Here is a 25,601-nt window from a genome sequence, read left to right as displayed (position 1 = left end):
CGGCCCTAAGTTCTGACGTCGCAATATCTTGACGTCAAGATAACACACCCTCGACCGGTCGCTCGGCTAACCTCCCCGCGTGCCGACACTCCTCCACCTCAACGGCCCCTCGGGCGTCGGCAAGTCCACCTTGGCGCGGGCGCACGCCGACGCCCACCTCGGCACCCTGCTCTGCGACATCGACGAGCTGCGGTCGTGGGTGTCGGGCTGGGAGGAGGACTTCGTCGGCACCGGCGAGGCCGTGCGCGCCTCCGCCCTCGCCCTGCTGACGGCTTACCTCCGCACCGGACGCGACGTGGTGCTCCCCCAGCTCATCGTCACGCCCAGCCAGGCGCAGCGGTTCGAGGAGGCCGCAGCCGAGGCCGGGGCGTCGTACGTCGGCGTCGTCCTCGACGTGGCACCCGAGACCCTACTGGCGCGCCTGCACGGGCGCCCGGTCACGCCGGTGAGCTCGGTGGTCTCGCGCATCATCGAGGAGCGCGGCGGCGACGAGCTGGTGCTGGAGGGACGACGCCAGCTGCTCGAGCTGGCGCCCGAGCACCGTTGGACGGTCGTGGACACGACCGATCGCGACGCGGCGCTGGCCGCCCTCGCCCGGGCCGTGCGCGACTGACGGCACCGCGGCAGCCTCAGTCGATGCCGGCCATCTGGTCGAGACGCTGCAGCAGCTCGTGCGCGGCGAGCTCCACCGACTTGTGCCGCCACTCCGCGGCCCGGTAGACGCAGGCGATGAGCCCGGACCTGTGGACCCGGCGCAGGTCGCCGTAGACGAAGGCGTAGCGCGCCTTGGTCCCGTCGTTGGCGCCCTCTGTCAAGCCCAGGTGCCAGGCGGCGTAGTCGTCCCAGGAGTGTCGCTCGAGGTAGGCGTTCTCCGCCTCGGCGTTCGGCTGCACCTGTCCCCAGTCGCTGTCGAGGACGTACTGCCGCGAGTCGATCAGCCTGCGGGCGTGGGCGACGGCGTCGGGGTTGACGGCGTAGGTGGCCATGGCGCCACCTTCTCCCCCGGTCCCCTCCCGGCACAACCACGTCCCCTGCTCGTCCCGCGCCTCACCCGACCGTGGCGGCATACGACATCCCCTCGCCGCACGGTGGCGGCATACGACACCGTTGAACGCCGATCCACTGCCGTGTGCCGCCACCCACAGCGGGAAACCTGTCGTATGCCGCCACCCTGGGGGGCCCGCGCCTCACCCGACCGTGGCGGCATACGACATCCCCTCGCCGCACCGTGGCGGCAAACGACACCGTTCAACGCCGATCCACTGTCGTGTGCCGCCACCCACAGCGGGAAAGCTGTCGTTTGCCGCCACCCTCGGGGGCCGGCGCAGGGCCGGCGGGGCCGGCGCAGCGCCGACCGTCAGCGCCGACCGTCAGCGCCGACCGTCAGCGCCGACCGTCAGCGCCGACCGTCAGCGCCGGCGGGGCTCCAGCAGGGCCACGCACTCGACGTGGTGCGTCATCGGGAAGAGGTCGAAGGCCCGGATCGCGGTGAGCTCGTAGTCGTGCTCGGCGAAGATCGCGACGTCGCGGCCGAGCGCGGCCGGGTCGCAGGCGACGTACGCCACCGCGCGGGGACGGCGGTCGACCACCTGCTCGACGACGGCGCGCTTGGCGCCCTCGCGGGGTGGGTCGAGGACGACGAGGTCGAAGGGCTCGTCGAAGCCCGAGCGCAGCACCCGCTCGGTCGGACCGCACTCGACGACCGTGCCCTCGAGCGCGGCGAGGTTGCCCTTCGCGTGCTGGCAGGCCGCGCGGTCGGCCTCGACGGCGACGACGCGGGCACCCGTCCGCTCGCCGACGAACCGGGCGAAGAGACCGACCCCGGAGTAGAGGTCGAGGGCCCGCTCCCCCGGCCTCGGGTCGAGCAGGTCGAGCACGGCGCCCACCAACACCCGCGGAGCCTCGGGGTGCACCTGCCAGAACCCGTCGGCGGCGACGCTGAACGGGTGGGTGGCGCTGCCCACGGTGACGTCGTGGGTGGACGTGCTCGCCTCGGGCTGTCCGGGCGACCACTCGCCGTGGGGCCCCGGCTGCACGCCGGCGCGCGGGCGCGCCTCCTCGGCGGCGATCAGGCAGTCGTCGACCGGCACCAGGTGGTGCGAGCGGTGGGCCCGCATCGCCGGGCGCCCGTCCGGCAGGACGGCGTAGCGCTGGCGGGTGCGCCACCGCAGGCCGTCGTCCTCGCGTCCCTCGACCGGGACGGCCTCGACGCGGAGGCCGGCGAGCAGGTCCGACCCGGCGTCGATCCGCCCCAGCCGCTCGAGCTGCTCGCGCACCACGGCGGTCTTGAGGTCACGCTGGGCGGGCAGCGACACGTGCTGGAAGTCGCAGCCTCCGCAGAGCCCTGGTCCGGCCACGGGGCACGGCGCCTCCACCCGGTCGGCCGAGGCGGTCAGCACCGAGACGGCGTCCCCACGCCAGAACCGGTCACCGTCGGTGCCCTCGGTGATCTCGACCAGGACCCGCTCGCCCGGCAGGGCGTGGCGGACGAAGACCACCCGCGACTCCGGCTCGGGCAGCCGCGCGACGCAGTGGCCGCCGTGGGCGACCGGCCCCACCTCCGCCTCGAAGCGCTCACCGACCCGCGAGCGGCCGCGCGCCCGGCGAGGGCGGTTGGTGCGGCTCACTGGTCGCCCGGGCGGGTCTGGGTGCCACGGGAGGCGACTCGGCCCCGCCGCAGGTCACCGGCGTGCACCCGCACCTCGTCGCGCCGCTCCCGTTCCTGCGCGACCTGGGACGACCGCAGCTGGTAGGGCACCGAGATCACCATGACGCCCGGCGTGAAGAGCAGGCGACCCTTGAGCCTCAGGGCGGTCTGGTTGTGGAGCAGCTGCTCCCACCACCGGCCGACGACGTACTCCGGGATGTAGACGGCCACGACCCCGCGCGGACTCGCCCGGCGGATCTCCTGGGTGTACTCGACGATGGGACGGACCACCTCGCGGTAGGGCGAGTGCAGCACCTTCAGGGGGATGTCGAGGTGCCGCTCGTCCCACTCCTCCAGCAGCCGGGCGGTGGCCTTGGCGTCGATGCTGACGTAGATCGCCTCGAGCACGTTGGGCCGGGTGGCCCGGGCGAAGGCGAGCGCGCGGAGGGTCGGCTTGTGCAGCTTGGAGGCCAGCACGATGGCGTGCACCCGCGTGGGCATCACCTTGTCCTGCTCGTCGGCCGCGAGCTCGAGCTCGACCCGGTCGTAGTGCCGCCCGATCGCCTGCATGACGAGGAAGAAGAAGGCCATCGCGAGGATCGTGATCCAGGCCCCGTGCAGGAACTTGGTGATCAGCACGATGACCAGCACGACGGCGGTCATGCCGAGCCCGAAGGTGTTGATCGCTCGCGAGCGCATCATCTTGCGGCGCACGCCCGGGTCGCGCTCCGTCTTCAGGTGGCGCGTCCAGTGCCGGATCATGCCGAGCTGGCTGAGGTTGAAGGAGACGAAGACGCCGACGATGTAGAGCTGGATGAGCTTGGTGGTCTCGGCGTCGAAGATCCAGATCAGCAGGCTCGACATGGCCGCGAGGAACACGATGCCGTTGCTGTAGGCCAGCCGGTCGCCGCGCGAGCCCAGCGACCGCGGCGCGAGCCCGTCCTGCGCGAGGATCGACCCGAGCACCGGGAAGCCGTTGAAGGCGGTGTTGGCTGCGAGCACGAGGATGATGCCGGTGACGGTGACGACGAAGTAGAAGCCCGGCGAGAAGTGGTCGAAGACGCCCGCCGCGATCTGGGCGATGACCGGGTGCTGCTCGTAGCCGTCCGGGAGCGCCGCGCCCGACGCCGTACGCAACCGGTCGAGCTCGTGGGGGTCGACGTAGCGGATCGCCATCTGCTTGGCGAGCACGATGACGCTCATCATCATCGAGATGGCGATGAGCCCCAGCAGGAGCAGGGTGGTCGCGGCGTTGCGGCTCTTGGGCTTGCGGAAGGCGGGTACGCCGTTGCTGATCGCCTCGACGCCGGTCAGGGCGGCACAGCCCGAGGAGAAGGCCCGCGCCAGCAGGAACATCAGGCCGACCTGGGTGAGCGGCTCCTCCCATCCCTCCTGGGCCTGGATCACCAGGTGGGAGCTCTCGGCCTGCGGCAGGTCGCCTGCCAACAGGCGTAGCAGGCCGTAGCCGCACATGCCCAGGATGGCGACCATGAAGAGATAGGTGGGCACCGCGAAGAAGGCCCCGGACTCGCGCACACCGCGCAGGTTCATCGCGGTCAGCAGCACGACGGCGACGACCGCGACCGTGGCCTCATGACCGATGAGGGCGTTGATGGCACCGGCGGCGTACTGCGCAGCCGAGGAGATCGAGACCGCCACGGTGAGGACGTAGTCGACGAGCAGCGCGCTGGCGACGGTGACGCCGGCGTTGCGGCCGAGGTTGACGGTGGCGACCTCGTAGTCGCCGCCACCGGACGGATAGGCGTGCACGGTCTGGCGATAGCTCGCGACCACTGTGAGCATCACCAGCGCGACGACGAGGCCGATCTTCCAGGACCAGACGTAGGTCGAGGCGCCCGCGACCGCGAGCATGATGAAGATCTCGTCAGGGGCATAGGCCACCGACGACAGGGCGTCGCTGGCGAAGACCGGTAGGGCGATGCGTTTGGGCAGCAGCGTCTCCCCCAGCTGGCTGCTCCTCAGCTTGCGGCCCAGCAGGATTCGTTTGGAGACGTCGCCGACACTCACGGGCCGCAAGCCTAGACCCGCGGACGCCGATATCTCCGCTGGGATACGGTTCTGGCGTGCACGTCGTGATCATGGGTTGTGGCCGCGTCGGTTCGACGCTCGCCCGCAGCCTCGAGGACCGCAACCACACTGTGTCCGTCATCGACAGCGAGCCAGACTCGTTCCGTCGACTTGGCCCCGAGTTCAACGGGGACAAGATCACCGGCTACGGCTTCGACCAGGAGGTGCTGGAGAAGGCGGGCATCCGCCGCGCCGACGCCTTCGCCGCGGTCTCCAGCGGTGACAACTCCAACATCATCGCCGCCCGGGTGGCTCGCGAGACCTTCGGCATCCAGCAGGTCGTGGCCCGCATCTACGACCCGGGCCGCGCCGAGGTCTACCAGCGGCTCGGCATCACGACCGTCGCGACGGTGAAGTGGACCGCCGACCAGGTCCTGCGCCGGCTGCTCCCGGCCGGGGCCGAGCCGGACTTCCGCGACCCCTCGGGCACCATCCGGGTCGACCACATCCCGGTCCCCGAGGTCTGGGTCGGCGACCGCACCGTCGAGTTCCAGATGCAGTCCCGGAGCCGGATCGCCTGGATCGACCGTCTCGGCGAGGGCATGCTTCCGACGCGGGAGACCGTGCTCCAGGAGGGCGACATGCTGCACATCGTGATCCGCGAGGAGAACGCCGCGCACGCCTACGCCGTCCTCGAGGCCGGCCCCGAGGGCGACTGAGCCCACCCACCCAGACCCACGCAGACACCCAGACCAGCCAGACCCACCAAGCCAGGAGCACAGCAGACATGCGCGTCGCCATCGCCGGAGCCGGAGCCGTGGGTCGCTCGATCGCGCGGGAGCTGATCGAGAACGGCCACCAGGTCCTGCTCATCGACAAGAACCCCTCCTCGATCCGCCCCGAGCGGGTCCCGAACGCCGAGTGGCTGCTCGCCGACTCGTGCGAGCTCTCCTCGCTCTCCGAGGCCCAGCTGGGCAAGTGCGACGTGGTCATCGCCGCCACCGGCGACGACAAGGCCAACCTGGTCACCTCGCTCCTGGCCAAGACCGAGTTCGGAGTTCCGCGGACGGTGGGGCGGGTCAACCACCCCAACAACGAGTGGCTCTTCACCGAGGCGTGGGGCGTGGACGTCAACGTGTCCACCCCGCGCATCATGTCGGCGCTCGTCGAGGAGGCGGTGTCGATCGGCGACCTCGTCCGGCTCTTCACGTTCCGCCAGGGCAACGCCAACCTCGTCGAGCTCACCCTCTCCGCGGACTCGCCCTTCGTGGGCACCCCCAGCGGTCTCGTCCCGTTCCCGGACAACTGCGCGCTCGTGACGATCCTGCGCGACGGCCAGGTCTACACGCCCGACGCCGAGCAGCCGCTCGAGTCGGGCGACGAGCTCCTCTTCGTCGTCCCCACCGAGGTCGAGACGGAGCTGGAGCAGCTGCTCTCCCCCACCCAGCACCACCAGGGCTGAGTCCCGACCCGGGGTCGGTTCAGGCGGTCGAGGCGTCCGGCGCCACGGGCGTCCGGTTGCGCGACAGCAGCCACACCATCGAGCCGAGCGCCGCGAGCTGCAGCGGCCATCCGAGCACGATCTTGAGGACGCCGAGCGCGGCGACCGCGGCGTCCGGGTCGATCGAGCCCGACGAGCCCGCGAGCCAGATGGGTGCCTGGACCGCGACGCGCACGATGCACGGCGCCACGAGCAGCCAGGTCAGGCGGCTGCACAGCTTCACGATCTGCCGGTCCGAGTGCCAGGCGGTGGCGTCGCCGGTGATGCTGCCGACCATGAAGCCGACGAGCGGCCAGCCGACGAGGCAGGTGAACGCGAGCACCACGGCGTAGCCGCCGTTGTAGAGGATCCCGGGCAGGAAGTACGCCAGCGCCTGGTCCTGCTCGGACCCGCCGGCCTCGGCGGAGCGATGCACGAAGTACCAGCCGATGCCGATGCCGAAGAGCGCGTTGACGACGAACTGCACCGTCGAGCGCTGCACCAGACGGACCAGCAGCAGGACCAGGGCCGCGCCGATGCTGACGTAGAGGGCGAGCTCGAGCTCGCGCATCGTCAGCCAGGTCAGCGTGAACAGGATCGTCGGCACGGCCGCCTCGGCCATGCCGCGGCGTCCGCCGAGTGCCTTCGACAGCTGCTGGCGCACCACCGCCTCGACCGTGTCGGCCTCCACCTTCTCGTGGTCCGTGCCGTGTCCGGGGGCAGGTGTCGCACCCGTCACGGGCGCAGCTCGTAGCGCGGGTTGAACATGATCGGGACGCCGCCCTGGCGCCCGATGCAGCCGGCCACGGTGACCGAGCGTCCGGGATCGACGCCGCTGATCCGTCTGCGGCCCAGCCACACCAGGGTGATCACGCCGGTGCCGTCGTCGAGCTCCGCCTCGAGCGCGGGCACGCCACCGCGGGGCCGGAGCGTCACGGTGCGCAGCACGCCGTTGACGATGACCTGCTCGCGCTCGGGGGCGTCGGCGATCGCCGTCGCCTCGGCCGTGGTGTGGGTCTGGCGCAGGTCACGCTGGTGCTGGTCGGCGCTGTCCGCCCACTTCGACAGTGCCTGGCGCAGACGGCTCTTCTCGCCCACCGCTCACCTCACCCGTCGGGCGTCGTCGGGAAGCTTCACGGGCAGGGGCTCACCGACCGGCATGGCCTGCTCCCCGCGGCGTACGACGACCTGCGCGAGGGCGTCCTCCCAGTCCGCGGTGTTGTCGGGGTCGATCGCGGGACGACCGAGGAAGGACGCGCGCAGCATCCACCGATCGCCGTTGATGCCGATGATCCGCGAGGGCTGGGTCGCCTCGGTGCCGTCGGGGCGCTTCACCGGCATCTGGCACACCAGCTCGGTGCCCCAGCGGCCCTCGCGCTCGACGGCCTGGCCGCCGCGCCGGGCCATGTCCTCGGCGATCTGGGGGCGTACGTCCGACCACAGGTCGCCGTGGCGAGGGGCCGCGAAGGCCTGGAACTCGCACGCGCCGTCGGAGCCGGCGAGCATGACCGCCCGGACCTGGCCGCTCTGCTCGTCGACCTGGAGCCGCAGCTCACGGTCGGCGATGGCGGGGACGAGGACGGAGCCGAGGTCGGCGCGGTCGACGCCGTCGCCCTCGACCTGGGAGACGTCGAACGGCCCCGTGCCCGCGCCACGCGCGGACCCGGTGGCGAGGTCGCCGGCGGCCTCGGCTGAAGTCTCGGCAGCGGTGTCGGCCACCGGCTCGGTGGCCCCAGCCTTGCGGCGGAACTTCACGTCTCTACTCCTTGTGGGTGGGGCATGTCGTGGACCGGGTCATCGACGCGAACCGGTACCTGTAGAACCGTAGCCCCCGGCGCCCCGGACCGAGTCGGGCAGCACCCCGACCTCGACGAATCGGGCCCGCTCGAAGCGCTGGACGACGAGCTGGGCGATCCGGTCGCCGCGCGCGAGCGTCACCGTGTCCACGGGGTCGTGGTTGATGAGCATGACCTTGATCTCGCCCCGGTAGCCCGCGTCCACCGTGCCGGGCGTGTTGACGATCGACAGGCCGTGCCGAGCGGCGAGACCCGAGCGCGGGTGCACCAGCGCGACGAACCCGTCCGGGAGCGCGATCGACAGCCCGGTCGGCACCAGCGCGCGCTCGCCGGGCGACAGAGTGACGTCGACGGTCGTGTGCAGGTCGGCGCCGGCGTCGCCGGGGTGGGCGTACGACGGGAGCGGCAGGTCGGGATCCAGCCGGACGACCGCGATGTCGAGGTCGGCGCCGGCGTGGGGGGTGAGGTCGTGGTCGGGCACGAGGACTGAATCTATAGGCTCTGCGCCGTGGACTACGCCGAACGCCTCACCGTCCCGCTGCGCTGGTGGGTGCAGGGCACGATGCTGGTGGCGTCGCTGTGGCTGGCCGTCCTGGCCGCCACGCCCGAGGTCGTCGCGTGGTCGGTCACGGCCGTGGCGCTCGCGCTGATGGTGACGCTCTTCGTCAGCTACGGGCGTCCTCTTGTCTCCGTCGACGGGACGACCTTCCGCGCCGGTCGGGCGCACGTCCCGCTGGACCTGGTCGGCGACGTGACCGCCCTCGACGCGGACGGCGTACGTCGCCAGGCGGGCGTGGACGCCGACGCGCGGGCCTACCTGCTCCTGCGTCCCTACCTCAAGCGCGCGGTCCGGGTGGACATCGTCGACCCGGACGACCCGACCCCCTACTGGCTGGTCAGCTGCCGCCGTCCCGACGACCTCGTCTCGGCCGTCCGGGTGGGCCGGAGCCGCTCGCAGTCTGGATAGGGTGGGCCGCATGGCCAAGGACACCTCGAACAGCAAGTTCTTCTCGGCGTTCTCCCTCGCCGCGGCCCTCGGTGCCGCAGCGGTGGCGAAGAAGGGTCTCAACACGTCGTGGCGCGCCGCCACGGGCAAGAACCCGCCCGCCAACCCGGCCGACCCCGACGTGGGGCTCGGCGAGGCGGTCATGTGGGCCGCGGTGAGCGGCACCCTGATCGGCGTCGCGCGGATGCTGGCGACCCGTCGCGCGGCCAACTACTACGCCCGGTCGACCGGGCACCTCCCGCCACAGCTGCAGAAGGACGACCAGGACGCCTCGAAGGCCTCTGCGCCCCCGTCCTGATCAGGCGCGACGGCACCCGCACACGACACAGCGCCCGCTCCTCGCGAGAGGAACGGGCGCTGTTGCGTCGGTGCGCGTGTCAGATGCAGTCGCGGCAGATGAGCTTCTTCTCGTCCGCCAGCTGCGACCGGTGGTGCACCAGGAAGCAGCTCATGCAGGTGAACTCGTCGTCCTGCCGCGGCATGACCTCGACCGCGAGCTCCTCGTGCGACAGGTCGGCACCGGGGAGCTCGAAGGACTCGGCCGCCTCGGTCTCGTCCTCGTCGACCTTGCCCGAGTTCTTGTCGTGGCGCCGCGCCTTGAGCTCCTCGATGCTCTCCTCGCTCTGGTCCTCCTCGGACTTGCGCGGTGCGTCGTAGTCGGTGGCCATATCCCTCTCCCCTGCAGTGGTTCAGTCCGGCCGGATCGCGGCGCGGGCCTGAGACCGAGTTGTGCACGTCGTCGGCGCCAGATTGTGCACCATGAACAGGCTCCGTGGTGAGCCGGTCCGCAACGTGTCCCCAGAACAGTGGGCCACGTCTCCCTATTCCCGGCTCCGAGGGGTGTCCTCAGGCCAGGAAACCCGCCGCTCCGAGGGCCTCGACGAAGCTGTCCCAACCGTCGGCCGGCGCCCCCACCACGACGTTGCGCAGGGGGTGGGCGTCGAGCGTCATGGAGCCGTCCAGCAGGTCGAACCGGCCACCGGCCTCCCGCAGGACCAGGCCGCCCGCCGACCAGTCCCACGGCTGCGGGCCGGCCTCGACGTAGCCGTCGGCACTGCCCTCGGCCACGTGGCACAGGTCGAGGGCGCACGAGCCCATCCGGCGGATGTCGCGGACCTCGGGCAGCAGCCGGGCGACACAGGCCGCCTGGTGCTCGCGCACCTCTCGCCGGTAGCCGAAGCCCGTGAGCACCAGCCGCTCGGCGACAGGCGGCGAGGGACGTACGCCGATGCGTTGGCCGTCGCGGGTGGCGCCGTGCCCGAGCGCGGCGGCGTACTCCAGTCCGGTCGGGATCGTCACGACCGCGCCGGCGACCACCTCACCGTCGACCTCTGCCGCGACGGAGACCGCGCAGTCCGCAAGCCCGTAGAGGTAGTTGACCGTGCCGTCGATCGGGTCGACGACCCACCGCACCCCGCTGGTGCCGGGGCGGTCGTGGCCCTCCTCCCCCAGGATCGCGTCGTCAGGACGCAGCGCCTCGATGCGCTCGCGGATGAGGGCCTCCACCGCCCGGTCCGCCTCGGTCACCACGTCCACGGCGCTCGTCTTGGTGTCGGCGACGTCGATGCCCCCCAGCTGCATCTCGCGGGCCAGGTTGGCGCCCTCGTGGGCGACCGACCGGGCCAGGTCGCGCAGCTCGGCCGGGGTGGCGCTCACGAGTCGGCACCGCAGAGGGCGGGCCGCGGGCCGCGCGGGTTGGGGCAGCAGCCGGCGCCACAGACGTCCGGGCCGGCCGGCAGCGACCCGAGCGCCGGACGCTCCGGCTCCTCGCCCCGCTCGGCCGCCGCACGCTCGAGCACCAGGTCGCGGACCATCGCGACGAACCGCGGGTCGACGCCGGCCGTCGCGGCGCGCGTGGCCTTGATGCCGAGCCGCTCGGCCGTGGCCATCGCCTCGGTGTCGAGGTCGTAGATGACCTCCATGTGGTCGGAGACGAAGCCGATCGGCACCAGCACGACCCGGCCCACGCCGTCGGTCGCCAGGTCCGCGAGGTGGTCGTTGACGTCCGGCTCCAGCCACGGCGTCGACGGCGCGCCGGAGCGCGAGCAGTAGACGAGGTCGTGGCGGTGTGCCCGACCGGTCGCGGCCTTGACCCTGCGCGCCACCTCGTCGACGGCGCTGCGGTGCTGCTTGACGTAGGCACCGCGCGGCTGGGCGTGTGCCTCGTCGGGCGCGCCGCTGGTCCGGGCCATCTCGGTCGGGATCGAGTGGGTCACGAACACCAGGCGCGCCGTGTCGCCGTTCTCGGGGAGCTCGGCCAGCGCTGCCAAGCAGGCGTCGACGACGGGCTCGAGGAAGCCGGGGTGGTTGTAGTACTGCCGGAGCCGGTCGAGCCGCGGTGCGCCCGGTGTCTCGGCGACGGCGTCGAAGAGGTTCTCGCGGTACTGCCGGCACGACGACCACGACGAGTAGGCGGACGTGGTGAACACCAGGGCACGACGCACGCCGTCGGCGGTCATGGTCGCCAGGGTGTCCGCGAGGTACGGCTCCCAGTTGCGGTTGCCGAAGTAGACCGGCAGCTCGATGCCCTGGTCGGCGAAGTCGCGCTCCAGCGCCTTGATCAACGCCCGGTTCTGGTCGTTGATGGGGCTGCGCCCGCCGAAGAGGAAGTAGTGCTCCCCCACCTGCGCCAGGCGCTCGCGCGGGATCCCCCTCCCCCGGGTCACGTTCGCGAGGAACGGCACCACGTCGTCGGGCTTCTCCGGTCCCCCGAAGGAGAGCACGAGGAGGGCGTCGTAGGGCGTCACGTCGGGGGAACCCGCGGGATTCATGTCGCCAGAGTAGATCGCCCTACGATCTCGACGATGCTCGACTCCTACCGCCGCGTGCTGGCGCGCCCGGGCGCCTTCCGCTTCAGCAGCGCCGGGCTTGTCGCACGGCTGCCGATCTCCATGGTCGGGCTGGGCATCGTGCTGCTCGTCGAGGAGCGCACCGGCTCCTACGGCCTCGCCGGGACGGTGTCGGCGGTGTTCGTCCTGGCCGAGGCCGCGTGCGCGGTGCTGCACGGCCGCTGGGTCGACCACTTCGGGCAGTCGCGGGTCCTGCCGATCGCCATCTCGGTCTTCGGGGCGGGCCTGGCGCTGATGATGCTCGCAGTGGAGCAGGACTGGCCCCAGGTGCTGACCTACGTCTTCGCGGCGGTCTCCGGCGCGGCGCTGCCCCAGGTCGGGGCGAGCGTGCGCACGCGCTGGTCGCACCTGCTCGACGACGCCGGCGAGAAGCAGACCGCCTTCGCCCTCGAGGCTGTCCTCGACGAGGTCGTCTTCGTGGTCGGCCCGGTGCTGGTGACCCTGCTGGCCACCAGCTGGCACCCGGTCGCGGGCCTGACGTTCGCCCTGGTGACCGGGGTGCTCGGCACCTTCGCGTTCGCTGCCCAACGCAGCACCGAGCCCCCGGCGGGGCGCACGGCAGCGGCCGGGCCACGGGCGCCGATGCCGTGGCGCCTGGTGCTGCCGCTGGCGCTGGTGTGCCTCACCCTGGGCGCCCTGTTCGGAGCCGCCGAGGTGACCACCGTCGCCTTCGCGGAGGAGCAGGGGAAGCGATGGGTCGCCGGCTGGCTGCTCGCGGCCTGGTCCTTCGGCAGCCTCGTCGCGGGGCTGGTCACCGGCGCGATCGCGTGGCGCAGCGGACCGGACGCGCGCCTGCGCTGGGGCTCGGCCGCCATGGCTCTCGCCATGGTCCCGCTGATGTTCATCTCGTCGGTCCCGCTGATGGCGGTCGTCCTGCTGGTCGGCGGGCTGGCGATCGCGCCGACCATGATCGGCGCGATGACCATGGTCGAGCAGGGCGTCCCCTCGAGCCGGCTCACCGAGGGCATGGCGATCCTGCACACCGGGATCGTCGCCGGCGTCGCGCCCGGCGCGAGCATCGCCGGTTTCGTGGTCGACCACAGCGGTGCGTCAGCGGCCTACGCGGTCGCACTGGCCGGCGGCGTCCTCGGCGCCCTCGCGGCCCAGACGGCGCGGCAGGCACCACCCATCCCCTAGCGTGCGGGCATGACGACCTCCCCCCACCCGTCTCCCGCCGGCGCCCGCTGGCGCAACTGGTCCGGGCTCGAGGAGGCCGTGCCGCAACGGGTGGAGACACCGACCTCGGTCGACGCGGTGGTGGAGCTCGTACGGCAGTCACGCGAGGCACGCACCGGCGTCAAGATGACCGGGACCGGCCACAGCTTCACCGCGATCGCCGCACCGCAGCACACGCTGCTCCGCCCGGAGGGCCTCAGTGGCGTCCTCGACGTCGACCGCGAGGCGATGACCGTGACCGCCCGGGCCGGCACGCCGCTCAAGGAGCTCAACCTCGTACTGGAGCGGATGGGGCTGTCGCTGCACAACATGGGCGACATCGCCGAGCAGACCCTCGCCGGCGCCACCTCCACCGGCACCCACGGCACCGGCGGCACCGCTGCCGGCCTGGCCGCTCAGCTGGCCGGGCTGGAGCTGGTCACGGGGACCGGCGAGGTGCTGCGCGCCTCCGCCCAGGAGAACCCCGACGTCTTCGACGTCGCTCGGGTCGGCCTGGGCGCACTGGGCATCCTGACGGCGCTGACCTTCCACGTCGAGCCCCTGTTCGTCCTCGAGGCGCACGAGCAGCCGATGCGCTGGGACCGGGCGCTCGACGCCTACGACGAGATGGTCGCGGCCGCCCACCACGTCGACATGTACTGGTTCCCGCACACCGACCGGATGCTGGTGAAGCAGAACGTCCGCACGGACATCGAGCCGGGCGAGCAGGAGCCGCCGTCGCGGGCCGCGGCCTGGTGGGAGGACGAGCTCGTCTCCAACACGGTGTTCGGCGGTCTGTGCCGGGTCGGCTCACGGGCGCCCGGGCTGGTCCCCCGGATCAACCGGGTGGCCGGTCGCGCGCTGTCCGAGCGCCGCTACAGCGACCTGGCGCACCGCGTCTTCGTGACGCCGCGGCGGGTGCGCTTCCGTGAGATGGAGTACGCCGTGCCCCGCGAGGTTGGCCTCGACGTGCTGCGCGAGTGCCGCCGGGTCATCGATGCCAGCGACTGGCGGATCGCCTTCCCGGTCGAGGTCCGCACGGCGCCGGCCGACGACATCGCGCTGTCGACCGCGCACGGGCGCGACAGCCTCTACCTGGCCTTCCACGTGCCGCACGACACGGACCACACGGCGTACTTCGGGGGCCTGGAGCCGATCCTGCGCGCGGCCGGCGGCAGACCGCACTGGGGCAAGGTCCACACCCGGACCGCGGCCGACCTCGCGCCGTCGTACGACCGCTTCGACGACTTCCTGGCGATGCGTGAGCGGCTGGACCCGGACCGGGTCTTCGCCAACGACCACCTCCGGCGCGTGCTCGGCGACTGAGCGGCGAGGGCGGCCTCAGACGTTGGCCGGACCCTTGGGCATGGGCGCCTGCCACCCCCGCACGAGGGCCAGCAGCCGCCAGCCGAGGCACACGCTGAAGCCGGCCGCGGCGACGACCGGCAGAGGGAGGTCCGCCCGGTCGAGCACGACCGCGACGGCTGCTCCGGCCAGCGCGGGCGTGGCGTAGAGCACGCCCTCGAAGATCACCGGCACCCGAGCGGCGAGCAGGTCGCGCATGATGCCGCCGCCTATGCCGGTGAGCATGCCCATGAGCGCCGCGGGCAGCGGGCCGAGCCCGTAGTCGACCGCCTTGAGGGCGCCGGTGACGCAGAACAGCGCGAGGCCGAAGGCGTCGAAGAGGGTCACCACGCGCTCGAGCCGCCCGATGGTCGGGTGGAAGCCGAAGGTGAGCAGCCCGGCCGCGACGGGGACGAGGAGGTAGCGCCAGTCGGCGAGCGCGGCGGGGGGCGTGGCGCCGATCAGGAGGTCGCGGACGAAGCCGCCCCCGAGGCCGGTGACACCTCCGAGCACGAGGGCCGCGAAGAGGTCGAGGTGCTTGCGCACCGCGACCAGGGCTCCCGTCACGGCGAACACGAAGATGCCGACCAGGTCGAGCACGACGAGGGTCGTGGCGAACTCGTTGTCAGGCACATCCGAAGGCTAGGGCCCGTGCCCGGGGGTGCTCCACCGCGACACCGATTTCGGACGCCGCCCAGCGCGTGGGCGCCGCGCCGTAGGCGTAACGGCCCGGGTGCGACACGCTGGCGTAGGCTCGGCGGACCGGATGCCCGGCGCATCGACGACCACCCCAGGCAGGAGCCCGCTGTCCATGGCCAAGCTGACGTTCACAGGACGCAGCGCGGACGGCAAACGCCTGCTGCTCGTGGACGAGTCGGGCCAGCAACACTTCCTGGTCATCGACGCCAGGCTCCGTCGCGCCCTGTCGGGCGTGCCCGAAAGCAACGGCCAGTTGGAGATCCCGATGGAATCAACCCTCCGTCCCCGCGACATCCAGACGCGCATCCGCGCCGGCGAGTCTCCCGAGTCGGTCGCGCACGCGGCTGGCACGTCGGTCGAGAAGATCATGCCGTTCGCCGCCCCGGTGATGGCCGAGCGCGCCCACGTGGCCGAGCGTGCCCAGCTCGCCTCCGTACGCCGCCGCGCGAGCGAGTCCGGTGCCCGGACCCTCGGTGAGGCCGTCAACGCCCAGCTGCGCGCCCACAACGTCGACCCCGCTGTCGTGGAGTGGGACGCGTTCCGGCGCGAGGACGGACGCTGGACCCTGACCGCGCTCTACGAGGTCGCCGGTCGCACCGGCACCGCGACCTTCTCCCACGACCCCCGTGGCAACTTCGTGACCGTCGACGACGACGACGCGCGCTGGCTGGTCGGCGACACCGCGCCTGCCGCGCCGGCCGAGTCCGCTGCCGACGACCTCGCCGCCGCCAGGCAGCGCCGCCTCAACGCCGTGACCGGCGAGGACGACGCCCTCGGCGCGGACGCCATCGAGATGGTGACCGGCGAGGAGCCGAGCCGCGAGGAGTCGGCCACCGAGACCACGATGGAGCTGAGCGACGCCTCGCTCGGTGCCGAGCAGCCGCTCGAGGCCTATCTCGACGACTCCGCCCCCGACGACTCCGGCTCCACGTCCGACTCCTCACGCGCCGAGCCGGCCGATTCGCAAGAGGCGGCCGCGTCGCCTCCCGAGCCCAAGGCCAAGCCCGCCAAGAGGCGCGGCCGGGCCTCGGTGCCGAGCTGGGACGAGATCATGTTCGGTGGCGGGAAGAACGACTGACGGGTGCGTCTGGTCCAGCTCAACGTCCACCCCCTCAAGTCCGGAGCCGTCCGGCCTCTCCGCTCGATCGACGTCCGGCCCGCCGGCCTGCGCGGCGACCGGACGTGGATGGTCGTCGACCGCGACGCCCGGCTGGTCTCGGCGCGCGACGTGCACCGGCTGTTCCACGTCGTCGCCGACACCCCGGACACCGACCCCACGGTTCGCTGCGCGCTGCGGCTCCGCGCGCCGGGCCTGCCAGACCTGCACCTCGACGAGCCGACCCGCGATCCCGAGCCGGTGCGCCTCTTCTCGCTCGACCTGCGGGCGGTGCCCGCCGGTCCGGACGCCGACGCGTGGATCGCGGCTGCGCTCGGCCGCGACGACGTACGCCTCGTGTGGTGCGACGACCCGACGCGCCGCACCCTGCAGCCGGGCTTCTCGCGTCCCGGCGAGCACGCGGCCTTCCCGGACTCGATGCCGGTGACGGTCGCGTCGATGGCGTCGCTCCGCCAGCTCAACGACTGGATCCTCGAGCGCGCGCTCGAGCTCGGCGAGGAACCTCGCGAGCCGCTGCCGATCGAGCGGTTCCGCGCCAACCTCGTCGTCGACGGCGACGACCCCTTCGCGGAGGACCACTGGGCGGCGCTCACGATCGGCGGCGTCAGGTTCCGGGTGACCAAGCAGGTGGGTCGCTGCGTGATGACCACCATCGACCCGGACACCCTGGCCACGGCCAAGGAGCCGATCCGCACGCTGGCGCGCCACCGGCTCGCGGACGGCAAGACGCTGTTCGCCGCGCACCTGGTGCCCGAGACGACCGGGCGGATCAGCGTCGGCGACGACGTCCGGGCCGAGTGAGGATCAGCGCCCGGTCTCGACCGGGCGCGACGGATCGGTGATCCAGCCGCTCCAGCTGCCCGGGTAGAGGGCGGCCCTGATGCCTGCCACCTCCATCGCCAGCACGTCGTGCGCGGCCGTCACCCCGGACCCGCAGTAGGCCGCGACCGCGTCGGAGGAGTCGGCGCCCACCCGCGCGTAGGCCTCGCGGAGCTCGGAGGGCGAGCGGAACCGGCCGCGCTCGTCCAGGTTGTCGCTCGTCGGCACGTTGACCGCCCCGGGGATGTGCCCGGCCACCGGGTCGACCGGCTCGGTCTCGCCCGCGAAGCGCTCGGGCGCCCGGGCGTCGACGAGCACGTCGACCGCGAGCACGCCGTCGGCCTCGACCACCGCCATCTGCTTGGCGTCGGCCAGCGTGAAGTCGCCGGGCTCGGTGTGCGGCTCCCCCGCCTCCGCCGGGTGCCCGTCTGTGAGCCAGGCGCTCCAGCCACCGTCGAGGACGCGTACGTCGTCGTGGCCGTGGTGGCGCAGCAGCCACCAGGCGCGGGCTGCCGCGCGCCCCTGCCAGTCGTCGTACACGACCACGGGCCGGTCCCGGCGCACCCCTGCGCGACGCATCGCCGCCTCGAAGCGGGCCTCGTCCGGCAGCGGGTGGCGGCCCCCTGCGCCCGGCGGGTCCGCCAGGTCCTGGTCGAGGTCGACGTAGGCCGCACCCGGGACGTGGCCGGCCGCGTGCTGCTCGCGGCCCGGCGGACCACCCATGACGTAGCGGACGTCGAGCACGGTGAAGCGGTCGAGGTCGGCCGCCAGCTCGCCTGGACTGATCAGCGGGCCGCGCCGCTCGGCGGCGACCGCACCGGCGATCGCGTCGATCCGGGCGTCGTCATCTTTCTCACTGGCGTCGTCCATGCCCGGCACGGTAACCGCCGGACGGCACGACCGCTGTGACAAGATCGGCCGGTCATGGCTGAACTGCACTTCTTCACGGGCACGATGGACTCCGGCAAGTCGACGCTGGCGCTCCAGACCAACCACAACCACGCGGCCCGGGGACGCGTCGGCCGGATCTTCACCACCCACGACCGCGCGGGGCAGGCCGTGGTGTCCAGCCGCCTCGGGCTGACGCACGACGCCCTCGAGGTCGACGCCGACTTCGACTTCTGGGCCTACGTCGTCGACACGCTGACGCGCGGCGGGCGGATCGACTACCTCATCTGCGACGAGGCCCAGTTCTACACGCGTGAGCAGATCGACCAGCTCGCCAAGGTCGTCGACGAGCTCCAGATCGACGTCTTCGCCTTCGGCATCCTCACCGACTTCCGCTCGATCCTCTTCCCCGGCAGCAGCCGGCTCGTGGAGCTCGCCGACCGGATGAACGTGCTCCAGGTCGAGGCCCTCTGCTGGTGCGGCAAGCGCGCGACCCACAACGCCCGCACGGAGAACGGCGCGATGGTGGTCGAGGGCGAGGTGATCGTCGTCGGTGACGTCGAGCAGGCGGACGAGCCACCGGGGGGTCCCCAGGACGTGGCCTACGAGGTCCTGTGCCGCCAGCACCACCGCCGCCGGCTCACCGCAGCCCGGGCCAAGGCCGTCAGCCTCGCTCCCGAGCCGCTGCCCTTCGGCTGACCACGCGCCGGGTCGGGTCTGCTCAGCCGACGAGGATGGGGATCAGCATCTCGGTCGACGTGAGGGAGCCGTGCAGGCCGACGAGGGTGTCCTCGTAGGCGAAGTCGCGCGAGGACATGAGGGCGGTGTCGCCGTGGCAGGCGACCATCACGTCGCCGAGGCGTGGCAGCACCCCCGGCTGGACCTGGCCGAACCAGCCCCGCCCGATCGCGTCCTCGCGGGTCAGCACGGTGGCGCGCTCCCCCAGCACCTCGCGCCAGGTGTCGAGCACGTCCTGGACGGCCCCGGCCGAGCAGTACAGGTGCCGGAAGCGGGCCTCCCCGCCCAGCAGGGCGACCCCGTCGCGCATCCCGTCGACCTCGTCGACGTCGACCCGCGCGTCGCGGGGGCTGTCGACCATGCCGTGGTCGGCGACCACCAGCAAGCGGGTCGAAGCCGGGAGGGCCTCGCGCATCTGCTCCGCCTCGGCGTCGACCATCGCCAGCTGCTGGAGCCACTGGGTCGAGGCGACGCCGAACTTGTGACCGGTCCAGTCGAGGTCGGAGTCGTAGACGTAGGTCAGGGACGGCTGGTGCCACGATGCGGCGACGACGGCCGCGATGCGCTCACCGACGCGGTCCGCCCCGACGTACGTCGCTCCGCGCTGGGAGGCGACGGTCAGCCCCGAGCCGTCGAAGTCGCGCTTGTTGACCGCGGTGACGTGGACGCCTGCACGGGCCAGCCGCCCCAGCGCGGTCGGGTGGGGCTGCCACTCGAGCGGGTCGACGCCCTTGTCCCACCAGAGGTGGTTGAGCAGGCGGTCCGTGCCGGGGATGCGGGCGGTGAACCCGACGAGCCCGTGGGCTCCCGGGACCAGCCCGGTGCCGAGGGAGGTCAGGGACGTGGCGGTCGTCGACGGGACGCCGGCCGTCCCGGTGGCGCCTCCCTCGACGAGCGAGGACAGGTACGGCGCGGAGTGGCCGTAGCGGGTCAGGAGCTCGGCGCCCATGCCGTCGACGAGGAACACGACGTACGACGGCGCGGGCGGCAGCTCCAGCCCAGCGGGGTGGCCGTCCAGCTCGGCGCCGAGCGCGCGGGCCACCGACGGCACGACGTCGGCCAGCGACCGGTCGCCGTAGGCCGGCGGGGTGAACGTGTCCGGTGCCGACGGGACCCTCATCCCCGCGTGCGCGCGGACAGCGCGTCCGCGAAGGCCAGCAGGCCGCCGACCGCATCGGCTCCCTCGGCCGCGGCGGAGACCCGCAGGGTGTAGTCGTCGCCGGCCAGCGTGCCGGTGTAGCCGTGGTCGGCGTCGCAGCCGGGATCCGAGCACGCGGCGGGTTCGAGGTCGAGGCGGCCGACGCCGCCCCAGCCGATCGTCAGCACCGCCTCGGCGGGCGGCGCGACCCCGGCGGTGGGGTTGGCGACCATCCGGGTGACGACCACCGTGCGGATCGCGGTCAGCGTGACCGCCTCGGTGGTGGTCGAGGTGTAGGGCTCGGGCAGCAGGTCGTCGCCGGGGTGCTCGTCGGTGTGGGCGATCACGAGGCGGGTCGGCGTCAGGAGCAGCGCCGTCAGGTGCCGGCGTACCTCCTCGTGGTCGAACGTCGTCTCGTGGTGCACGAAGTAGGAGACGACCTCCTCGCCGCCTGCGGCGGAGAAGACGCCGTCGGCGACGACCTCGGGGTAGTAGCCGGTGCGGTGGATCGCCTGGCGGAGGTCGTGGGAGACGTCCGCGTCACGGGTCGAGCGGGGCATGGATCCAGTCTGTCACGGGGCCGCGCTCAATCGGGGAGAGTGTCCCCCGGCATCGTGCTGAGACGACGGACGAACCAGTCCGACCGCGGGTCCTTCACCGGCTCGACCCGCACGTTGGCGCCGAGCACGGTCGCCCCGTCGGCGCCGGCGAGGACCAGTGGCAGCTGGAGCGTGCGGACCTGCGGGAGGTCGTGCTGCAGCTGGGCGACCTGGCGCACCAGCCGCTCGATCTCCTCGACGTCGACGATCTCGCTGCCGCGATAGCCGAAGAGCAGCGGCGAGGCCTTGATCTCGCGGACCATGTCCTGCGCGTCGTGCTCGGCCAGCGGCGGGATCCGGTAGGCCCGGTCCCCCAGCAGCTCGGTCAGGGGCCCGCCGATGCCGAACGAGAGCACCGGCCCGAACAACGGGTCCTCCATCGTCGCGATCGTCACCGGGACGCCGGGGGCGGCGTTGCGCTGCACGACGAAGCCGGCGTTGTCCGGGTCGGTGATCAGCGTGTTGAGCGAGCGCCACGCGTCGGCCATCTCCGCGGGGGTGTCGATGTTGCGCCAGACGTGGGCGAGGTCGGGCCGGTCGCGCAGGTGGTCGGCGGTGGCCTTGAGCACGACGTCCCAGCCCAGCGTCTCCCCGGCGGTGGTCGCCTCGTCGAGGGACTCCACCGCGTAGGTGTCCCAGAGGTCGATGCCGTAGGCGGCCAGCAGGCGGTGCTGCTCCTCGAAGTCGAGGTCGCGGCCCTCGGGGTGGTTCATCAGCACCTCGTTGACGAGGTGGCGCGCGGCGTCGAGGTCGGCCGAGCCCGGCTCGGCGACGCTCGCCTGCGGCACGCGCAGCCACACGGCGTACTCCACGACGCGCGCGAGGGCACGCACGGCGGCCTCGACGGCGGGGTACGACGGCACCGACCCGCGCCCGGCCGACGATCCGGCCACGTCGGGCACCCGCAGCAGCTCGGGGACGCCCTCGGTGCCGAGGAACGTGGAGACGATCGGCTTGTCGGACTGCTCACCCACCGCGGCGAGCACGTTGGCGACCTCCTCGCGCGCCCCCGCCACGTTGAGGGGTGGGATGAAGATCGCGACGACGGAGTCGACCTCCGGGTCGTCGATCGCGCCGTCCAGGGCGTCCTCGAAGTCCTCGGACGTGGCGTCGGCGCCCAGGGCGACCTGCTTGTTGACCACCAGGCCCACCGAGTTGGCGGCGTCGGTGGCGAGCAGGCCGAGGGCGTCGGAGTTGCCCACGATCGCGACCCGGCGTCCGCGCGGCAGCGGCTGGTGGGCGAGCAGCTGGGCGACGTCGAACATCTCCTCCAGCGACTCGACCTGGATGATCCCGGCCTGGCGGAACATGGCGTCGACCGCCTCGGGCGGCGCGCCGATCTTGCGCACCGCGTGCCCCATCGGCACGCCCTGCGAGCTGCGACCGGAGCGCACCGCGACGATCGGCTTGCGCCGGCTGACCCGACGGGCCACCCGGGAGAACTTGCGCGGGTTGCCGATGGACTCGAGGTAGAGCAGCACGACCTCGGTGGCGTCGTCCTCCTCCCAGTACTGCAGGAGGTCGTTGCCCGAGACGTCGGCGCGGTTGCCGGCGCTCACGAAGGTGGTGAGGCCCAGACCCCGGTTCTGCACCTTCTCCAGGATCGCGCTGCCGAGCGCACCGGACTGGCAGAAGAAGCCGGCGCGCCCGCGCGGCGGCATCACCGACGACAGCGAGGCGTTGAGCGAGACGTCGGGGTCGGTGTTGATGATGCCGAGCGCGTTGGGACCGATGAGCCGCAGACCGTAGGACCGGGACAGGCCGACCAGGCGGCGCTGACGCATGCGGCCCTCCTCGCCGGTCTCGGCGAATCCCGACGAGATCACGACGAGGCCGTGCACCCCCTTGGCTGCGCAATCGAGCACCACGTCCTGCACCGACTCGGCCGGCACGGCCACGACGGCGACGTCCACCTCGCCGGGGATCTCGCCCACGGTCTTCCACGCCGGCATGCCGGAGACGGAGTCGGCGTTGGGGTTGACCACGTGGATGCGCCCGGCGAAGTTGCCGAGCACCAGGTGGCGAACCAGCGCCCGCCCGATCGTCTCCTGGCGGCGGCTGGCACCGATGATCGCCACCGAGCGCGGCGCGAGGAAGCGCTCGATCGAGGCGTACTCCGCACGGTGCTCACGCTGCTCCATGACACCGATCGCCGTCTCGGTCGGGTCGATCCGGAAGACCAGCTCCATCACGCCGTCCTCGAAGGCGCTCTTCACCTGGTAGCCGGCGTCCTTGAAGGTGTGGATCATGGCCTGGTTGTCGGGGAGCACCTCGGCGACGAACTCCTCGATCCCACGCTCGCGGCCGGCCTGCGCGAGGTGCTCGAGCAGGAGCTGGCCGATGCCGCGGCCCTGGTGCCGGTCCTCGACCAGGAAAGCCACCTCGGCGTAGCCCGGCCGGATCGTGTCGTAGCGGCCCACGGCGATCATGTCGCCGCCCACGAGCAGGATGAGCGCGACGCGGTCGCGGTGGTCCACGTGGGTGAAGCGGTCGAGGTCGCGCTCGGAGAGCTCGGGCATCGGGGAGAAGAAGCGGTAGTACTTCGACTGGTCCGACACGCGGCTGTAGAAGTCGACGAGGAGGTCACGGTCCTCGGGCTGCATCGGCCGGATGTGGGCCGTACGCCCGTCGCGCAGGAGGACGTCGGCCTCCCAGTGGCGAGGGGCGGGCGGCGGCGCGCCCAGCTCGTCTGCGTCGGCGTCCGCTCTGGTCACGGCTGCAATCTATCCGGCCCGCGCTCGGCGTGCCCCCGGCGGACCGAGTGGAGCAACCGGGGAGAATGGACCGCATGGCACGACGTACGGCGAAGCAGCCCCTTCCGGACGACTTCGAGGAGCACATCCTCGACACCGACATCCGAGACGAGATGCAGTCGTCGTTCCTCGAGTACGCCTACTCGGTCATCTACTCGCGGGCCCTGCCCGACGCACGCGACGGGCTCAAGCCGGTGCAGCGCCGCATCCTCTACACGATGGACGACATGTCGCTGCGGCCCGACCGCGGCCACGTCAAGAGCGCCCGCGTCGTCGGCGAGGTCATGGGCCGGCTGCACCCGCACGGCGACGGCGCGATCTACGACGCCCTGGTGCGCATGGCGCAGCCGTGGTCGATGCGGCTGCCGACGGTCGACGGCCACGGCAACTTCGGCTCGCCCGACGACTCCCCCGCCGCCATGCGCTACACGGAGTGCCGCATGGCCCCCGCCGCCGTGGCGATGACGGCCTCGATCGACGAGGACACCGTCGACTTCAAGCCCAACTACGACTCGCGCGAGATGGAGCCGGTCGTGCTCCCGGCCGCCATCCCCCACCTGCTCGTCAACGGCTCCGCCGGCATCGCGGTCGGCATGGCGACCAACATCGCGCCGCACAACCTGGTCGAGGTCGTGCAGGCGCTCAAGCACGTCATCACGCACCCGAAGGCGTCCCTGGACGACCTGATGCGGTTCATCCCCGGACCCGACCTGCCGACCGGAGGCAAGATCGTCGGCCTCGACGGCATCCGTGACGCCTACGAGTCCGGTCGCGGCACCTTCAAGATGCGGGCCACGGCGCGCATCGAGTCGGTGACGGCCCGGCGCAAGGGCATCGTCGTCACCGAGCTCCCCTACGGCGTCGGCACCGAGCGGGTCATGGAGCAGATCAAGAAGCTCGTGCTGTCCAAGAAGCTCCAGGGCATCGCCGACATCAAGGACCTCAGCGACCGCGAGCACGGCCTGCGGCTGGTGATCGAGGTGAAGAACGGCTTCGTCCCCGAGGCGATCCTCGAGCAGCTCTACCGTCAGACCGCGCTCGAGGACTCCTTCGGCATCAACGCGGTCGCGCTGGTCGACGGCCAGCCGCGGACGCTGGGCCTCAAGGAGATGCTCGACGTCTTCCTCGGGCACCGCTTCGACGTCGTACGCCGGCGGTCCACCCACCGTCGCGCCAAGGCCGCCGACCGGCTGCACCTGGTCGACGGCCTGCTCATCGCGATCCTCGACATCGACGAGGTCATCCAGGTCATCCGCGGGTCGGACAACGCGCCGGCGGCCAAGGAGCGCCTCATCTCGGTCTTCGACCTCACCGAGATCCAGGCCGACTACATCCTCGACATGCCGCTGCGCCGCCTGACGAAGTTCTCCAGGCTGGAGCTGGAGAAGGAGAAGAGCGAGCTCGAGCGCACGATCGAGTACCTCGACTCGATCCTCGCCGACGAGAAGCTGCTCCGGAAGGTCGTCTCCGACGAGCTGACCGATGTCGCCAAGGAGCACGGCACCCCGCGGCGCACGGTCCTGCTGGCCTCGGCCGGCACCACCGTCACCGCCGCGTCGGCGACGCCGCTCGAGGTGGCCGACGACCCGTGCTTCGCGCTGCTGTCCTCGAGCGGGCTGCTGGCACGTACGTCGTCGGGCGCGGCCCCCGGCCAGGGCGAGGGACGGGCGAACCACGACGTGGTGACGAGCGCCGTGCGGACGACCGCCCGCGCGGAGGTCGGTGTCGTGACCAGCCGGGGACGTCTGCTCAAGGTGGCCGTGCTCGACATGCCCGAGCTGCCCGACTCCGCCAACGACCCCAACCTCCAGGGCGGCCTCCCGCTCAGCGAGATCCTCTCGCTCGGGGCGGGCGAGCGCGCGCTCGCCCTCACCTCCCTCCCGACCGACGGCCCGGGGCTGGCGATCGGCACCCGGGACGGCATCGTCAAGCGGGTCAACCCCGAGGTGCTCAACCGTGACGAGTGGGAGGTCATCGGCCTCAAGGACGGTGACGAGGTGGTCGGTGTCGTCGAGCTCGCCACGGGCGAGGAGGAGCTCTGCTTCATCTCGACCGACGCCCAGCTCCTCCACTTCTCCGCGGCCGGTGTGCGACCTCAGGGCCGCGCGGGCGGAGGCATGGCCGGCATCAAGCTCGGCGCGGGCCAGCAGGTCGCCTTCTTCGGCGCCTTCGAGCCCACCGACGCGGTCGTCGTGACCGCGTCGGGGTCATCGACCGCCCTGCCGGGCACCGAGGCCGGCGCCGTCAAGGTGACGCCGTTCAGCGAGTACCCCGGCAAGGGGCGCGCCACGGGTGGCGTCCGGAGCCACCGCTTCCTCAAGGGCGAGGACACGCTGGTGGCCGCGTGGGCCGGACCGGGTCCCGCGCGGGCCGCCGCCGCCAGCGGTGCCCCGATCGACCTGCCCGAGGCCAACGGACGGCGGGACGGCTCCGGCGTACCCGCCTCCCAGCCGATCGCCGCCGTCGCGTCCCCGGTCGCCGCGCAGCCCGCCGTGCGGGCCGCCGCCGCGTCCGACGTCGCGCCCGCCCCTGTGGAAGGCTGACG

General features: G+C 72.4%; 26 protein-coding genes. 11 read left to right on the top strand and 15 right to left on the bottom strand.

Annotated elements, in window-relative coordinates; genetic code table 11:
* Positions 1-79: 79 nt before the first annotated feature.
* A complete protein-coding gene (locus tag ACS3YM_RS07610) occupies positions 80-613 on the top strand; it encodes an AAA family ATPase (protein ID WP_439939468.1) in 534 nt (177 codons plus the stop codon).
* A 16-nt stretch (positions 614-629) separates the two neighbouring features.
* On the opposite strand, the gene ACS3YM_RS07605 is transcribed toward ACS3YM_RS07610, so the two are convergent.
* The 3 genes from ACS3YM_RS07605 to ACS3YM_RS07595 form a co-directional block, all read right to left on the bottom strand.
* Complete coding sequence (locus ACS3YM_RS07605; protein WP_439939467.1) at positions 630-986, bottom strand: hypothetical protein; 357 nt, start codon at positions 984-986, stop codon at positions 630-632.
* Between the two features lie 423 nt (positions 987-1,409).
* Positions 1,410-2,627, bottom strand: a complete 1,218-nt coding sequence (locus ACS3YM_RS07600; protein ID WP_439939466.1) for a class I SAM-dependent RNA methyltransferase — start codon at positions 2,625-2,627, stop codon at positions 1,410-1,412.
* The gene (locus ACS3YM_RS07595) at positions 2,624-4,684 is read right to left on the bottom strand and encodes an APC family permease (RefSeq protein WP_439939465.1); all 2,061 of its coding nucleotides are present in this window, start codon (positions 4,682-4,684) and stop codon (positions 2,624-2,626) included. The genes ACS3YM_RS07600 and ACS3YM_RS07595 overlap by 4 nt, the downstream gene beginning before the upstream one ends.
* A 47-nt stretch (positions 4,685-4,731) precedes the next feature.
* Between ACS3YM_RS07595 and ACS3YM_RS07590 the strand changes: the two genes are divergently transcribed.
* Together ACS3YM_RS07590 and ACS3YM_RS07585 are read left to right on the top strand one after the other, a co-directional pair.
* The gene (locus tag ACS3YM_RS07590) at positions 4,732-5,394 is read left to right on the top strand and encodes a potassium channel family protein (RefSeq protein ID WP_439939464.1); all 663 of its coding nucleotides are present in this window, start codon (positions 4,732-4,734) and stop codon (positions 5,392-5,394) included.
* A 68-nt stretch (positions 5,395-5,462) separates the two neighbouring features.
* On the top strand, positions 5,463-6,137 hold the full coding sequence (locus ACS3YM_RS07585) for a potassium channel family protein (RefSeq protein WP_439939463.1): 675 nt from the start codon (positions 5,463-5,465) through the stop codon (positions 6,135-6,137).
* A gap of 19 nt (positions 6,138-6,156) precedes the next feature.
* Here ACS3YM_RS07585 and ACS3YM_RS07580 read toward each other — a convergent pair whose 3' ends face one another.
* The 4 genes from ACS3YM_RS07580 to dut are packed head-to-tail and all read right to left on the bottom strand — an operon-like array spanning position 6,157 to position 8,432.
* Complete coding sequence (locus ACS3YM_RS07580) at positions 6,157-6,894, bottom strand: DUF3159 domain-containing protein (RefSeq protein WP_439939462.1); 738 nt, start codon at positions 6,892-6,894, stop codon at positions 6,157-6,159.
* The gene (locus ACS3YM_RS07575; protein ID WP_439939461.1) at positions 6,891-7,253 is read right to left on the bottom strand and encodes an OB-fold nucleic acid binding domain-containing protein; all 363 of its coding nucleotides are present in this window, start codon (positions 7,251-7,253) and stop codon (positions 6,891-6,893) included. The genes ACS3YM_RS07580 and ACS3YM_RS07575 overlap by 4 nt, the downstream gene beginning before the upstream one ends.
* A gap of 3 nt (positions 7,254-7,256) precedes the next feature.
* Positions 7,257-7,910: a DUF3710 domain-containing protein gene (locus tag ACS3YM_RS07570; RefSeq protein WP_439939460.1), complete on the bottom strand. Its 654-nt coding sequence runs from the start codon at positions 7,908-7,910 to the stop codon at positions 7,257-7,259.
* 39 nt (positions 7,911-7,949) lie between these two features.
* Positions 7,950-8,432, bottom strand: a complete 483-nt coding sequence (dut, locus tag ACS3YM_RS07565; protein ID WP_439939459.1) for a dUTP diphosphatase — start codon at positions 8,430-8,432, stop codon at positions 7,950-7,952.
* Between the two features lie 27 nt (positions 8,433-8,459).
* On the opposite strand from dut, the gene ACS3YM_RS07560 reads away from it, so the two are divergent.
* On the top strand, positions 8,460-8,918 hold the full coding sequence (locus ACS3YM_RS07560; protein ID WP_439939458.1) for a DUF3093 domain-containing protein: 459 nt from the start codon (positions 8,460-8,462) through the stop codon (positions 8,916-8,918).
* A 10-nt stretch (positions 8,919-8,928) separates the two neighbouring features.
* Entirely contained in the window at positions 8,929-9,255 is a 327-nt protein-coding gene (locus ACS3YM_RS07555) for a DUF4235 domain-containing protein (RefSeq protein ID WP_439939457.1), read from the top strand.
* Positions 9,256-9,334: 79 nt separating this feature from the next.
* Here ACS3YM_RS07555 and ACS3YM_RS07550 read toward each other — a convergent pair whose 3' ends face one another.
* From ACS3YM_RS07550 to ACS3YM_RS07540, 3 genes are all read right to left on the bottom strand, one after another.
* Positions 9,335-9,625 (bottom strand): DUF4193 domain-containing protein, encoded by a 291-nt coding sequence (locus tag ACS3YM_RS07550; protein ID WP_056600397.1) that lies wholly within the window; start codon positions 9,623-9,625, stop codon positions 9,335-9,337.
* Between the two features lie 178 nt (positions 9,626-9,803).
* Positions 9,804-10,613 carry an inositol monophosphatase family protein gene (locus ACS3YM_RS07545; RefSeq protein ID WP_439939456.1) on the bottom strand — a complete coding sequence of 270 codons (810 nt, stop codon included), beginning with the start codon at positions 10,611-10,613 and terminating at the stop codon, positions 9,804-9,806.
* Complete coding sequence (locus tag ACS3YM_RS07540) at positions 10,610-11,728, bottom strand: ferrochelatase (protein WP_439939455.1); 1,119 nt, start codon at positions 11,726-11,728, stop codon at positions 10,610-10,612. Before ACS3YM_RS07540 ends, ACS3YM_RS07545 begins: the two co-directional genes overlap by 4 nt.
* 33 nt (positions 11,729-11,761) lie before the next feature.
* On the opposite strand from ACS3YM_RS07540, the gene ACS3YM_RS07535 reads away from it, so the two are divergent.
* Together ACS3YM_RS07535 and ACS3YM_RS07530 are read left to right on the top strand one after the other, a co-directional pair.
* Positions 11,762-12,943 (top strand): MFS transporter, encoded by a 1,182-nt coding sequence (locus ACS3YM_RS07535; RefSeq protein ID WP_439939454.1) that lies wholly within the window; start codon positions 11,762-11,764, stop codon positions 12,941-12,943.
* Positions 12,944-12,952: 9 nt separating this feature from the next.
* The gene (locus ACS3YM_RS07530; protein WP_439939453.1) at positions 12,953-14,287 is read left to right on the top strand and encodes a D-arabinono-1,4-lactone oxidase; all 1,335 of its coding nucleotides are present in this window, start codon (positions 12,953-12,955) and stop codon (positions 14,285-14,287) included.
* Between the two features lie 15 nt (positions 14,288-14,302).
* On the opposite strand, the gene ACS3YM_RS07525 is transcribed toward ACS3YM_RS07530, so the two are convergent.
* Positions 14,303-14,938, bottom strand: a complete 636-nt coding sequence (locus tag ACS3YM_RS07525; RefSeq protein WP_439939452.1) for a trimeric intracellular cation channel family protein — start codon at positions 14,936-14,938, stop codon at positions 14,303-14,305.
* Between the two features lie 178 nt (positions 14,939-15,116).
* Here ACS3YM_RS07525 and sepH point away from each other — a divergent pair, with 178 nt between their 5' ends.
* Entirely contained in the window at positions 15,117-16,082 is a 966-nt protein-coding gene (sepH, locus tag ACS3YM_RS07520) for a septation protein SepH (protein ID WP_439939451.1), read from the top strand.
* Positions 16,083-16,085: 3 nt separating this feature from the next.
* On the top strand, positions 16,086-16,922 hold the full coding sequence (locus ACS3YM_RS07515) for an MOSC domain-containing protein (RefSeq protein WP_439939450.1): 837 nt from the start codon (positions 16,086-16,088) through the stop codon (positions 16,920-16,922).
* Between the two features lie 3 nt (positions 16,923-16,925).
* On the opposite strand, the gene ACS3YM_RS07510 is transcribed toward ACS3YM_RS07515, so the two are convergent.
* Positions 16,926-17,810 (bottom strand): sulfurtransferase, encoded by an 885-nt coding sequence (locus ACS3YM_RS07510; protein ID WP_439939449.1) that lies wholly within the window; start codon positions 17,808-17,810, stop codon positions 16,926-16,928.
* Positions 17,811-17,864: 54 nt separating this feature from the next.
* On the opposite strand from ACS3YM_RS07510, the gene ACS3YM_RS07505 reads away from it, so the two are divergent.
* The gene (locus ACS3YM_RS07505) at positions 17,865-18,527 is read left to right on the top strand and encodes a thymidine kinase (protein ID WP_439939448.1); all 663 of its coding nucleotides are present in this window, start codon (positions 17,865-17,867) and stop codon (positions 18,525-18,527) included.
* 22 nt (positions 18,528-18,549) lie between these two features.
* On the opposite strand, the gene ACS3YM_RS07500 is transcribed toward ACS3YM_RS07505, so the two are convergent.
* The 3 genes from ACS3YM_RS07500 to ACS3YM_RS07490 are packed head-to-tail and all read right to left on the bottom strand — an operon-like array spanning position 18,550 to position 23,017.
* Complete coding sequence (locus ACS3YM_RS07500) at positions 18,550-19,686, bottom strand: alkaline phosphatase family protein (protein WP_439939447.1); 1,137 nt, start codon at positions 19,684-19,686, stop codon at positions 18,550-18,552.
* The gene (locus ACS3YM_RS07495) at positions 19,683-20,264 is read right to left on the bottom strand and encodes a DUF5998 family protein (RefSeq protein ID WP_439939446.1); all 582 of its coding nucleotides are present in this window, start codon (positions 20,262-20,264) and stop codon (positions 19,683-19,685) included. Before ACS3YM_RS07495 ends, ACS3YM_RS07500 begins: the two co-directional genes overlap by 4 nt.
* 26 nt (positions 20,265-20,290) lie before the next feature.
* Positions 20,291-23,017, bottom strand: coding sequence for a bifunctional acetate--CoA ligase family protein/GNAT family N-acetyltransferase (locus tag ACS3YM_RS07490; RefSeq protein ID WP_439939445.1), 2,727 nt, complete (start codon positions 23,015-23,017; stop codon positions 20,291-20,293).
* A gap of 74 nt (positions 23,018-23,091) precedes the next feature.
* On the opposite strand from ACS3YM_RS07490, the gene ACS3YM_RS07485 reads away from it, so the two are divergent.
* Complete coding sequence (locus tag ACS3YM_RS07485) at positions 23,092-25,599, top strand: DNA gyrase/topoisomerase IV subunit A (protein ID WP_439939444.1); 2,508 nt, start codon at positions 23,092-23,094, stop codon at positions 25,597-25,599.
* Positions 25,600-25,601 lie beyond the last annotated feature (2 nt).

This window comes from Nocardioides sp. N13(2025), assembly GCF_051912545.1.
In the GTDB taxonomy this organism is placed as follows: Bacteria; Actinomycetota; Actinomycetes; order Propionibacteriales; family Nocardioidaceae; genus Nocardioides.
The sequence above is the reverse complement of the archived record's forward strand: the minus strand, read 5'-3'. Positions and strand labels throughout refer to the sequence as shown.